This is a genomic window from Marinomonas spartinae (assembly GCF_016461715.1).
GTDB classification, from domain to species: domain Bacteria; phylum Pseudomonadota; class Gammaproteobacteria; order Pseudomonadales; family Marinomonadaceae; genus Marinomonas; species Marinomonas spartinae_A.
The window spans coordinates 23,202-36,512 of the sequence record NZ_JAEMUI010000018.1 but is presented as its reverse complement, the minus strand read 5'-3'; the positions used below and the strand labels follow the sequence as shown (position 1 = coordinate 36,512).

The 13,311-nt window shown below is 43.8% G+C and carries 8 protein-coding genes; 2 read left to right on the top strand and 6 right to left on the bottom strand.

The window, feature by feature from the left end:
* Position 1: 1 nt before the first annotated feature.
* On the top strand, positions 2-1,285 hold the full coding sequence (locus JHD45_RS16025; protein WP_199477528.1) for a TRAP transporter large permease: 1,284 nt from the start codon (positions 2-4) through the stop codon (positions 1,283-1,285).
* 75 nt (positions 1,286-1,360) lie between these two features.
* Positions 1,361-2,158, top strand: a complete 798-nt coding sequence (locus JHD45_RS16020) for an NAD-dependent epimerase/dehydratase family protein (protein ID WP_199477527.1) — start codon at positions 1,361-1,363, stop codon at positions 2,156-2,158.
* A 124-nt stretch (positions 2,159-2,282) separates the two neighbouring features.
* On the opposite strand, the gene JHD45_RS16015 is transcribed toward JHD45_RS16020, so the two are convergent.
* From JHD45_RS16015 to JHD45_RS15990, 6 genes are all read right to left on the bottom strand, one after another.
* Complete coding sequence (locus JHD45_RS16015; RefSeq protein WP_199477526.1) at positions 2,283-3,896, bottom strand: TRAP transporter large permease; 1,614 nt, start codon at positions 3,894-3,896, stop codon at positions 2,283-2,285.
* Positions 3,897-3,911: 15 nt separating this feature from the next.
* Entirely contained in the window at positions 3,912-4,592 is a 681-nt protein-coding gene (locus tag JHD45_RS16010; protein WP_199477525.1) for a TRAP transporter small permease, read from the bottom strand.
* Between the two features lie 156 nt (positions 4,593-4,748).
* The gene (locus JHD45_RS16005) at positions 4,749-5,750 is read right to left on the bottom strand and encodes a TRAP transporter substrate-binding protein (RefSeq protein WP_199477524.1); all 1,002 of its coding nucleotides are present in this window, start codon (positions 5,748-5,750) and stop codon (positions 4,749-4,751) included.
* 327 nt (positions 5,751-6,077) lie between these two features.
* Entirely contained in the window at positions 6,078-8,315 is a 2,238-nt protein-coding gene (locus JHD45_RS16000; protein ID WP_199477523.1) for a GNAT family N-acetyltransferase, read from the bottom strand.
* A 141-nt stretch (positions 8,316-8,456) separates the two neighbouring features.
* On the bottom strand, positions 8,457-10,487 hold the full coding sequence (locus tag JHD45_RS15995; protein ID WP_199477522.1) for a methyl-accepting chemotaxis protein: 2,031 nt from the start codon (positions 10,485-10,487) through the stop codon (positions 8,457-8,459).
* 263 nt (positions 10,488-10,750) lie between these two features.
* The gene (locus tag JHD45_RS15990) at positions 10,751-12,781 is read right to left on the bottom strand and encodes a methyl-accepting chemotaxis protein (protein WP_199477521.1); all 2,031 of its coding nucleotides are present in this window, start codon (positions 12,779-12,781) and stop codon (positions 10,751-10,753) included.
* Positions 12,782-13,311 lie beyond the last annotated feature (530 nt).

Here is a 13,311-nt window from a genome sequence, read left to right as displayed (position 1 = left end):
TATGGGCTTAGCATTGTTATTGGGAGGATTTGGCCTCTTAACAATTATTGGCGTACCCGTTGCTTTTGCGTTAGGCATGGCGGCCCTAGGAGCCTTTTGGTATGAAGGTATTCCAATGATGATTGGCTTTCAGCGAATTATCTCTGGTATGTCATCCTTCTCATTGTTAGCGATTCCCTTTTTTATTTTTGCCGGTGAGTTGATGCTGCATGGGGGCATTGCTGCACGACTGATTCGTCTAGCATCCGCTAGTGTGGGATGGATGCGTGGCGGCTTAGGCCAGGTTAACGTGTTTGCTAGTATGCTGTTTGGTGGTATCTCTGGCTCTGCGGTGGCGGATACCTCGGCGTTGGGATCGTTATTGATTCCTGTGATGAAAGAAAAAGGCTACGACGACGATTACGCGGTGAACGTGACGGTGACGTCCTCCATTGCGGGTATTTTGATTCCCCCTAGCCATAACATGATCTTATACGTGGTCGCTGCAGGTGGTGGGATTTCGGTGGCCAGTCTGTTCATGGCCGGTGTGGTACCTGGGGTGTTAATGTGTTTGTTATTAGGCTATGCCGCACGTTGGATTTCAATTAGGAAGAACTTTCCAACGGAAGAGTTTGCTGGTTGGAAAGTGATTTTCATCTCCTTCTTGGCTTCTTTTCCGGGGTTAGTCACCGCGATTATTGTCGTGGGGGGCTCTTTATCCGGCATTTTCACGGTAACTGAATCTGGGGCCATTGGGGCGATTTATGCCATTGTCATTACTGGATTAGTCTACCGTTCTCTGAGTCTAAAAGACTTTTGGGTGGCCGTGGTGCGTTCTGTTAGAACCACCGGTATGGTGATGGTGTTGGTTGGTTGTGCTGGGGCATTTGGTTATATGCTGGCCTTATATGAAGTCCCCAAAGTATTGGCACATGCGCTAACATCTGTCTCCAGTAACCCCGTTGTTATTTTGCTATTAATGAATCTGATCTTGCTGATATTGGGCATGATTATGGACATGGCGGCCTTAATTCTGATTTGTACGCCGATCTTTTTGCCTGTGGCAACAGGCTTGGGGATGGATCCGATTCAATTTGGTGTCATGCTAATGATGAATTTAGGGTTGGGGTTGTGTACGCCACCTGTTGGGGGATGCTTATTTGTTGGTTGCGCTATTGGGCAAGTGCCGATTCAACGAGCCGTGAAAACGATTTGGCCTTTCTACATCGCCATTCTGGTTGCCCTGCTATTGGTGACCTTTATTCCTTCGGTATCGTTGGCTTTACCTAATTGGATCACCAGTTAATTTTACATTTTTACGAGAGGACGCGGTCCATTTTCGCGCTCCTTTTTAGATGAATTTTGCTTTAAGGAGTCGTCCATGAAACGTGTTTTAATAACAGGCGCTGCCGGAAATTTAGGGACTGCTATGCGTAAAAAACTGGCGGGTTGGGCGGATGAATTCGTGTTGTCGGATTTAAACCCAGTCACCGAGTTGGGGGCAGGTGAAACCTTTGTGCAATGCGACCTTGCTGATTACGATAGTGTGATGGCGTTAGTCGAGGGTTGTGACGGAATTGTTCATTTTGGTGGTGTGTCCACGGAAAATACGTTCGATAATATTCTCAATGGCAATATTAAAGGCGCCTACAACCTTTACGAAGCGGCACGTAAGCACGGGATTAAGCGCATTTTCTTTGCCAGCTCCAATCATGTTATTGGTTTCCATAACAGAGAGACGTTGCTGGATGCGCAAAGCGAGATGAGACCGGACAGTTTATATGGGGTTTCGAAAGGTTTTGGGGAGTTATTAGCGCAATATTACTTCGATAAATTTGCGATAGAGTCGGCTTTGGTGCGTATCGGCTCATGCTTCCCGAAACCTTTGAATCGTCGTATGTTGTCGACTTGGTTAAGTGAGGGAGATTTAGCAGAGCTGATTAAAAAGGTGTACGCTGCTGATCGCCTTGGTTGTACTGTTGTGTATGGTGTATCCGATAACCCAAGCACTTGGTGGGACAACAAGCATGCAAAATTTCTAGGGTGGACGCCAAAAGACTCTTCAGAGGTGTTTGAGAAGGAAGATTATCTCCTAGAAGAAAATATCGATTCGAACGATCCGGCGGTGCGTTTTCAAGGTGGTCCATTTGCCAAAGCGGGTCATTTCGAAGACGACTAAAACTGGCTTGTTGGCTTTTACATCTCGCGTTGACTTCACAATGTTCTAGCATTTTCATTGTATGGAGTTAAGAACAAAAAAAACGCCCGATTTGGGCGTTTTTTAATGCATTAAAACCGTTTTATTATTTCACTAGCTCTGGCCCCATGACGCTATAAGGTAAAACCGTGGAAAGCTCTGGGATGTAAGTCACCAGAACCAAGAACACCATTAATACCAACATAAAAGGCGTAGCGGCTTTTACGACGCGGGCTAAACTCATGCCTGTGATGCCTGAGGTCACAAAGAGGTTTAGACCAATCGGTGGCGTGATCATACCGATTTCCATGTTGACGACCATGATGATACCAAGGTGAATCGGATCCACCCCTAGCTTCATCGCGATTGGGAAGACAACTGGGGCAACAATGACCAGCAAGCCAGATGGCTCCATAAACTGTCCACCAATGAGCAGAAGAATATTCACCGCAATCAAGAAAGTGAACCAGTTAAAGCCGACACTTAACATCCATTCTGTGATCATTTGCGGAATACGCTCTGCTGATAAGGTATGAGCAAACAACAGGGCATTGGCGATGATAAACATCAGCATGATGGTGGTTTTGGTGCCTTCCAGCATCACCTTGCGAGATTCTTCACCAAACAGTGCAGGGAAAAAGCCTCGTAGCATCAATGAAAGATTACGCCCCCAAATAGGCAAGCCAGCAAGCAAACAAGTTACTATGGACTCCTTTAAATGGGAAGAGCGCTTGTAGACATAGAAGATCGCGAGTAATAGCGAGAGGGCGCAACCCCAAAGAGCGCGATCACCACCAGTCACGGTTTTACTGTCCGCAAAGGCGAAGAAGGACAAAATTTCCCAGACAAGGAAGAAAGACACGCCATACACTGTGCCGTTAAAACCAACACGAGCATGAGGTGCGTCGTTATCATTTGTCCAAGTTTGGCCTTTTAATGGCCCCATATCACGATACACAAACAGGGCGATAAAAATCGAGTACACGGCCGCTACCACTGCCGCTTCTGTTGGTGTGAACACACCACCGTAGATACCACCCATGATAATAACGACAAGAAATAATCCCCAGCCAGCTTCTTTACCGCCACGGATAAGATTACCAAAGCCTTTCCATTCTTCTGCTGGTAGGTTTTTAATACGGGCAACCACATAGATGGCGAGCATTAACATTACGCCAGCCAATAAGCCAGGAATCACCCCTGCTAAGAACATGCGACCAACGGATACATCCGTTGCTGCTGCGTACACCACCATTACGATGGAAGGGGGGATTAGGATACCTAATGTGCCTGCGTTAGCGATGATGCCAGAGGCGAACTCTTTTGAGTAACCGACTTGGCGCATCCCCACAATGGCAATCGAGCCGATAGCAACCACAGTGGCTGGGGAAGAGCCTGACAAGGCTGCGAACATCATACACGCCAAAACGGATGCCATGGCCAAACCGCCACGGAAGTGTCCAACGCTGGCAATGGCGAAGTTAATCAAGCGTTTTGCGACACCGCCAGTTGACATATAAGACGAAGCGAGAATGAAAAACGGGATGGCCAACAGAGTATAATGTTGACCCGCACCAAACAAAGAAATCGCTACCGACGACAAGGAGTCGTGGGAGAAAAAGGTAATAAACAAGATGGACGATAAGCCCAACGAGATACCAACAGGTAGGCCGATAAACAGCAGGGTCAGTACGAGACCGAATAAAATAATAGATTCCACAATAAAGCTCCTGCGTTAGTCTTTTAAAGAGTCTTTGTTGGCGTTGACGAGGTCTTGCGCCTCGTGGCCGCTGATCAACATGTCACGTTTTCCTCGTGCAATATCGATAAAGGCCTGCAGCGAGCGATACGACAGCATGGCTAAACTGATTGGCAAGATAATAAGCACTAGCCAGCGTTGAACACGGGGTCTTAGGTCAAACATTTCTTGCATAAAGACTGGGTAACGCAGTTCTTCAGTACCAATACCGATTTTGAACATTTTCGTCCAATACTCGATAGCCCCACCACGAGCATCGATGCCTAACATCGATAGCCAGGTTGAATCTAACAGGATTAAGCCGTACATAATGGCTGCAAATGCGCCAAATAGAGATAGGGCTTTGGTAACAGGTTTAGGTACAGCGTTTATTACGATGTCGACCCCTAAATGGATACCCGTTTTAATGCCATAACTCATACCCAGTAGAATCAACCATGAAAATGCGACGGTATTGAATTCCAATGCGGCGTCCCAGCCAGTATTAAATCCGTAGCGCGCAATCACCTGACCAAAAGACACTGCCATAATCGAAGAAATGACGATGATTAATAGGTTTTCTTCAGCGCGTTCCATCGCTTTGGGAAAGCATTTTTCCAGCACCCAAATGATGACGATAAAAAATAATAAATATAAATGTGGCCAGTAGTATGCCATGGTGGTCTCCTGAACAAGTGGACCTGTCTATCTAAAAGCACAACGCAGACACAGCAAGACGAATCTCGTTATATATGAATAAGAGATAGGTAAACTGTGAAGGGAAGGCCCTAATGTTGGCTCAATAGAGCCAACATTCTGCATAACACAAAGGGTTTATGAGTTGGCTGCGGCATTAATTAGGTTTTCACCAATGTCATTTTGGAATTTCTTCCAAACCGGTTTCATCGTTTCAACCCAAATTTGACGCTGCTCTGGTGTCAACGTATTGATTTTGCCGCCGGCTTTTAAAATATTGGCGCGGTTTTCAGCTTCTTTCGCTTTCACAGACTGGTTCGCTTCCTGTGTTACTTCATCCGCAATTTGCAGGAACTGTTTGCGATCCGCTGGGGATAAGCTGTCTAAGAAGTCTTGAGACGTCATGAACAAGTAAGCCAACAATTGGTGGTCGGTTTCTGTGATGCTGTCTTGCACTTCGTAGAATTTCTTGGTGTAAATGTTAGACCATGTGTTTTCCTGCCCATCCACAACACCGGTTTGCAGTGCGCCGTAGACCTCGGAGAACGCCATCGCTTGTGGTGACGCGCCCATGGCTTCGATCATGGCTTTGGCTACATCTGAGGTTTGGACACGGAATTTTAGGCCTTTCGCATCGCTTGGTAAGATCAGTTTTTTGTTGGCAGAGAAGTATTTCATACCTGACATCCAGTAACCTAGACCAACGAAGCCAACATTGTCTTTCATGGCGTAGAGCAGATCTTTACCTTGAGGGCTGTTAGTAAAGCGGATAGCTTGGTCCATGTTTTTAAAGATGAAAGGTAGGTCGAATACACCATATTTAGGTGTGTAAGAACCAAACTTAGAAAGAGAAGGGGCAAGCAATTGAACATCGCCTAAAAGCAAGGCTTCTAATTCTTTTGAGTCGCCAAATAATGTTGAGTTCGGAAAAACTTCAACACAGAGTCTGCCATTCATTTCTTTGTTAACACGCGCAGCAAAATTATTCGCGGCCACCACTTTAGGGTGAGTTGTTCCCCCTGTTACGTGACTGAATTTTACAACGCGCTCGCCAGGATCGCAGGCTGAAGAATCAGCAAAGGCGGCGTTGGTAGCAAAGGAAAGGGCGAGAGTGGTCAAGGCTAGACTGATTTTTTTCATTATTTTAAAACTCCAAAACGAGATAATTATTTTTATTATCGCTTGATCTTAGCCAAACGAGTGAAGCACATTTAATTGTTGCTATCTTAGTGTTTACACAATCTATGCCAACTCTTTAATTTTTTGTCTAAGTGATTGAATTTGATTGAATAAATAGGTTTTTTCCAGAATTTGACGAAAGCTGGTGGCGATATTAAGAGTGGAAACTCACACATAAAATAATGGCTATGGGTGGATTTCCGCCAATTTTTATTGCGATCTAAACCCGAGTGGCGAGAGATCAAGAAAGATTGTCTGGCAGATCAAGAAGAGGACACCAAGGCTTAACTAGGATTGAGTTGTATGAGGGGCAAATATTTCCTGTTTGAGTGTCTGTTTCAAAGCCAAGTGAAGGTCTTTCCGCCCTGTCAGTTTGGCTGCTTTCAATTGAGACTGCGTTGTTCTACCTAATACGGCATCAAACAACAGAGTATCGAATGATGAATGTGCTTTGAGTTTACCTTGGTAGGCTAACTGAAAAAACGCGCTATAAAGGGCCGCTCGAACACTATCAAAAGGGCGATGAGTATGGCAAAACAAGAGCAGATCCTGCTTATCCTGTTCGCTTATTAATACATTAGCAGGTGAGGTTGACTGAAGAGTCCATTGGACAAGTTGAATAATAAGCGCTGCGGATAAATCCTGATAGCAGAGCAGTAAATTCGTCTGGAAACGCTTCAGAAACAGACTGTACCACTGTTTGGCTTGTTGCTCGGCAATTGAGTTAAGAGGTTTGACCATCATCAAAGAGTAGCTGCCGCTGGCTTTGTCTTTGCTCGTACCCAGTCTCACGCTGATAAAACCATTTTTTTGCCAAAACGCAACGATATCAGGACTGGCGGCAAAGCTGGTACAGAGAAAATCGACTTTGCTTCGAGCAGCTTCTGTTATTTGTTTGAGTAAATGGCTCGCTAGCCCTTGGCCTTGAAGATTAGGCTGAGTGGCAATACGGCTGATGCGCCAATAGTGATAGCGTCCCGCTTCGATGAAGCCCTCATGGGCCATTAATGACTGAGGAACAAGGTGGCCTCTAGGGCGGCGGGAGCCTTCTAGCACCGCTTGGCTTAGATCATCTGGAAGCTCACCTTCTTCGGTAACAATTGCCACACTGTTAATGGTCATATTGCTCATTACTTGGGGGTTATTTATTACCATAGGATTTGTCGTTATCGTAGGGATCCCTGTCTGCGCTGGTTTAGCGGCTCTGTTGGGGGAACCTGATTGAGATAACCATGTGGTGACACTTGGGTCATCCAACATCCATCTTATATTATCTGGCGAAGTTTGATAGTGAGCATTTACTAATAGCGAAAAAGTCACTTTTAAATGCTCAGGTTCCTGTAGCCATGCTTTTCCTTGTAACGTGGTGACAAGCGGTGTGGTATTTGTTGACGAAAGGTTGGGAGTTGCCTCAAATGGTGGGCATAAGAAAAATGTCTCATTAACCCATTTTTCAAGTGGGTCATTTTCCCCCCATCGAATCGGTTGGGTTAAAGAGAGCCTTTTTAAGGGCGTTGATTTTCCTTGGCGTGGTGTTTCTAAAGTGTGACAGAAACGAATGCCAAAGCCGCGCCCAGCCCCCTCATAGCCATAATCTGTTGTGCTAAATACACATTGCTTAGACTTATCCAACAGAGCGGTTAGTACGGGAATGGGAAGACGAGCGGCTTCATCAATAATCAGATGTTCCCATTGATCTTCCATCAATAGCAGGGTGTCTGGTGCATAAAAGGGCATCTCTGGCACCATCTCTTTGTGATCAGATGACACGTTAAGTGAGGTGAATTGATCATCATATTGTTTGCGAAGGGCAACCAATGCGTCTGGCGTGGCAGCAGTAACGGCGACTTTCTTTCCCGCTTTTACCCACTTGGCTAGGGTGTCTCCAAGCAGAGTGGATTTGCCTCGACCCCGTGATGCGATCAATACATGAGTCTCGTTGGAAGAGGTTAATAATGACTTTTGGGCGGCTTCTTGTTCTTGTGTCAGAGTGATTTCGTGCTGGGGGGCACCCACTGTATGGCTTTGTGGCGGTGTAAGTCTATCAATCTGTTGGGGACGGATGTATTGGAAGGGGCTGTGTGGATGGATAAGCTGATTAAGAATATAGCGTTTAAAGTGTGACTCGATTTGATCAGGATGATAAGGCCAGGGTAGATAGCGGGCCATTTCCTGGTCTTCTTGGTTTAGCCAATTTTGTTCAGGTTCTTCCGGTAAGCCGATGGCAAAGGTACCATCGCCTCTTACTGCACCTGCTAATATGGCGATCACACTAGCAGAGATCCCCCGTGTTATATCAATTAATATGGCGTCATAGGTTTGCCCAAGGGTATTCTTTATGTGTTTAAATAAACGAATGTCTGCGTTTTCGTGTGGATTGAAGTCGCGATAATGTGCTTCATCGTGGGTACAGATGAGGATTGAATCTTGTCCATTGGAAACGCAGGAAAAAGCCGCGTAAATTTGCGAAGTATTTCCTGTGAAGAGATAACAATGGCGGTGTTTTAAATTGTTTGGATTCGGCATAATCATTCCTTGCGATCAAGGTATGATACTGTGACCATGGGAAATAGCCAATGTTCGCTAGAATCGAATGCTACAGTAAGCCCATAATTTGTGGACGAAACATAAGGAAGGTCTTTTACAACCTTCCTTAATATTTTTATCTTACTTTAGTTTAAAGGCTTTGAGATCATCTTGAAGATCGTTAGCCAATTGGTGGATGTTGTTACTGTGATCTTGCGACGCATCCGCTTGCTTTAACGTGCTGCCAGAAGCTTCTTGCAGTGTTTCTGTATTCTGACGAATTTGTGTCGCCGCAACACTTTGCTCCTCTGTGGCTGTGGCAACATTGGTGATACCAAGAGAGACTTTTTTCATCGATGTGAGTATGTGAGACAATATGTTACGTGTTTCAGATACTTGGTTGACACTATTATCTACTTGGCTTCTCCCTTGTTCCATTTCTTTCACGGCAGAACGGCTGTTTATTTGTAGCTCATCAATCACTTTGCGAATTTCTTCTGTGGATTGTTGTGTACGTTGTGCCAATACTCTCACTTCATCGGCGACCACGGCAAAGCCTCGTCCTTGCTCACCAGCACGAGCTGCTTCAATGGCAGCATTCAGCGCCAGCAGATTGGTTTGCTCGGCTATCTCATTGATAGCAAGGGCTACTTTGCCGATTTCCGTTGAGCTTTTTTCAACATTTTCGATGGTCTCTGAGGCCTGAGTAAACGCATTGGCAAGCTTACCAACGGTTTCCTCAACACGTTGCATCGCCTCATTGCCGTTTTGTGTAACGCTTTGAACCTTGTCTGATTCAGCCGAAACATCGTTAGCATTATGTGCGACGTCTTCTATGGCGGTCGAGATCTGAACAATGGCAGAGGCCACCTGAATGCTGACGTCTTGGCTGTAGTTTGCACTATTGATTAATGTTTTATTGACGTCAGAAATGGCATTGCTTGAGTGGAGAAGCTCAATGCTAGAATCTTGAACCTTTTGAATAAGATGAATCAAGCTGTCACGCATATGAATGGTATCATTACGCAATAAATCGATTTCATTATTGGAGTCTTTGCTTAATTTATTATGAAAGCGAAAAGCCAAATTGCCTCTTCCTAATTCATGCAAGCCTTGAGAAATTTCTTTTATTGGCGAAAGTGCGCGACGAATAAACAGCCATAACACGGTTGCCAGCATCAAGCCAAATACAGCCGACACAGAACTGACAATCCATAAGGTTTTATTGATTTCGGCTTGATATTCATCGTCATAAGTTTTTAACACCACTACCCAGTTCCAGCCTTTTACTCGTTTAAAGAGAGCAATTGCGGGGCGAGAGGTGGTGGTTTGACCTTCTACTTTTAATGAGTAGTGGATGATGCCTGACTTTTGTTGATAGAGTTTCTCAAACGTATTCGCGAGTTGCGGATTACGACTCAGCATATTTTGCCCGACTAAGGCCTTACTCGGGTGAATAAGAATGTCCCCTTTATGCTTTCCAGCTGCCGTGACATAGACATACCCTGTTTTGCCAAACACCATTTTATTTAGTGTATTAGCAATTGGGGATGTGATGTTTTGAATAGGAATAAGCAGTTCGTAATAGAGATTGCTCTGCCCCGATACTTTCTTATAGTAAGTAAAGTAGGAGGTGTTTCCGAGAGTGTCCACCCCCAAATAATCGGAGTTATTTTGGATGGCTTTGTACCCCTCTGTATTGTTTCCTAAATCAGTACCAGCAGCCAAGGCATTGTTCATGGAGCTAGCAACGCGAATGATCTGATCTCCTTGCTTGATTAGCAAACTTACTTCAGATTCTGTCGATGTGGCGAACTGTTGAATAAAACGACTATTTCCATTAATAACTTGGTTATTTAACTTAATTGAGGGAGTTTGAGTGCCGTTAATGCTGAGTGGCGTATTCGAGTCGACAGTTACCTGTTCCAGCATATCATTAAGAAGAGCGCCGTTGCGCATCATAACGCGTTGCATTAAGTGGTACTTGTCCTCAAGTTGGTTGCTGACCAACTCGACTTCTTTTTTTTCATGACTGATAACGATGTCATTGATTTGCTGTTTTAGTTGCACGTTGATGATAAAAGTTAAAGCAACGAAGATGATAATAACAAAAGCGAGTGTCCCTAGACCGAGTTGCCTTGGTAGCGGGTATTTTTTGAAAAATGCGAGCATCTCATGGATCCTTAATTCAGGGGATATAGTGGTTGAGTTATTTAAAAGGGAAGAAATTCTATAACGATATGTTATGAAAGCAGCAATTTTTTATTGCTTTGTTTTATTTTGTAATACTTTGTTATTATAGTGATAGATTTGTATACGGCAATGATATTTAATTAAATAAGGTGAATTCATATAAATGAATTTATTTGCTAGGATTGAGCATCAAGTGGATTCGGGTTGCCCACTCTAGGTAAATAGAGTGGGCAATAGTGGTATTATGGTAGTGTGAAGGCTTTGAGATCTTCTTGAAGGTCAGTGGCCATGTGTTGGATATTTTGGCTATGACCCTGTGAGGTGTCTGCTTGAATTAATGTATTGCTTGAGGCTTCGCGTAATGTTTCTGTATTCTGACGAATTTGAGTGGCAGCAACGCTTTGTTCCTCTGTCGCTGTGGCCACATTTGTTGTTCCAAGCGAGACTTTTTTCATCGATGTCAGTATACGAGACAAAATGTTGCGTGTTTCTAGGACTTGACTGACACTATTGTCAACTTGGTTTCTTCCTTGTTCCATTTCTTTAACAGCAGAACGACTGTTCAGTTGTAGCTTATCAATCACTTTGCGAATTTCTTCTGTTGATTGTTGCGTACGTTGTGCCAATACTCGCACTTCATCCGCAACCACGGCAAAGCCTCGCCCTTGTTCACCAGCGCGAGCGGCCTCAATAGCCGCGTTCAGCGCCAGTAAATTGGTTTGTTCGGCAATCTCATTGATAACAGAGACTACCTTACCAATTTCAGTTGAGCTTTTTTCAACATCCTCGATGGTTTCTGAGGCTTGACTAAACGCATTAGAAAGCTTGCCAACCGTTTCTTCGACGCGTTGCATCGCCTCATTGCCGTTTTGTGTAATGATTTGGACGCTGTCAGATTCGCTAGAGACATCGGTCGCATTGTGTGCGACATCTTCTATGGCTGTCGAGATCTGGACAATAGCAGAGGCCACTTGGATGCTGACATCCTGGCTGTAGTTCGCGCTGTTGGTTAGTGATTTATTGACGTTTGAAATTTCGTGGCTGGAATGGAGGAGCTCCATGCTCGAATGCTGGACTTTTTGAATGAGACGAATCAAATTATCGCGCATACGGATCGTATCATTACGCAATAAATCGATTTCATTATTAGAATCTGGAATCAAGGTGTCATGAAAGCGAAAAGCCAAATTGCCTGTTCCTAATTCATGTAAACCTTTGGATATTTCTTTTAACGGTTTAAGTGCACGGCGTATGTATAGCCATAGGCATAGTACGAGTAAAAGACCAAAAATCAGGGAAGCGGTGCTGACAACCCATAAGATCACGTTAATTTCTGCTTGATATTCATCGTCGTAGGTCTTTAACACCACTACCCAGTTCCAGTCTTTGACTCTTTCAAACAGAGCAAGAGCGGGGCGAGGAATGGTGGTCACCCCAGGGATTTTCAGGTCGTAATGAATGATACCGCGATCTTTTTCATACATTTGGGAGAAAGTCGTTTTAAGGCCTGGGAAAACAGAAAAAATATTTTTTCCAACCATTTGTTTGTTGGGATGAAGAACAAATGTGCCAGGGTGGTCACCTGCTTGTGTGATAAAGATATAGCCACTTTTGCCAAATGTCAGTGTATTTAATGACTTGGCTAAGCCATCAGTTATCTCATTAAGCGGGATGAGTAGTTCGTAATATAGATTGCTTTGCCCTGAAACCTTGTTGTAATTGGCAAAGTATTGTTGGCCATTTATGCTGTCTACGCCAATAAAATGTCCGCCGTCTTCTAGCGCTTGGTAGCCCTTATTACTCTCATTTAATAAAGAACCTACAGGGGAAGAATTCGCTGATGAGCTGGCAATTCGAATAAATTGATTGTTTTGCTTGATCAGGAGGTTTGTATCCAATTCGGTAGAATGAGCGAACTGCTGAATGAAAGGGCTTTGACCGCTGATGGTGTCACCATGTAATTGCAGCGATGGAATCGTCATGCCATTAATTGTGTCGGGTTTGTTTGCGTTTATCCTTGCTGCTTCAAGCATTGTGCCCAAAAGTACGCCATTGCGTTGAAGGCGATCCTCTAGAGAATGGTATTTTGCTTCTAATTGCTTACTGACCAGTTCCAGTTCTTTTTGCTCATGATTCGTCACAATGGTATTTATGTGTTCATTAAGCTGGGCGTTGATAATAAACACTAAGATGGTAAAAACGATCGTAACAAAGAGCAATGTGGCGATGCCAAGTTGCCTTGGTAAGGGGGATTTTTTTAGAAATGACAACATAGATTGCAAGATCCTTAACAGTGGAAGTGTTAACTTTTGTTTCTTTTTTTGCCGTATAAAGCCCTTTTAAGTATAAGAAAATACTCTAAAGAGACTTTTTAAATAAAGTAAAAAAAGAATGTTTTTTGATTTTTATTTATATAAATCAATTGTTTAAACTCATACTTATTGAGTTTTAGTTCACACGGCCATGTGCAAAAATCTCTTAATGTAAAATTTTGTTGTTTTTGTTTATTGTAAAAATGAACAATAATATAAAAAATATCTTAAATTGAAAGTATTAAAGTTTGATTACTTGTTTTTTTAAGTGGTTAACAAGTCATCTTAGGGATTCAAAGCTGTCAATGGCCTCTCTATCTAGCTTTTTGGCTTTATAAAGCAAAAAGCTAGGTAGAAGCTTGTTCTTTAAGGTATTTATTGCTTTCATGCTTATTGAAAGTAAATGATGGAGAGAGTCACGCTGTTTATAGAGGCTCTTGCTTGAGATATCAGGTAGGGGATCCAATGCTCTCTCCTCCTTCCATGTTGAG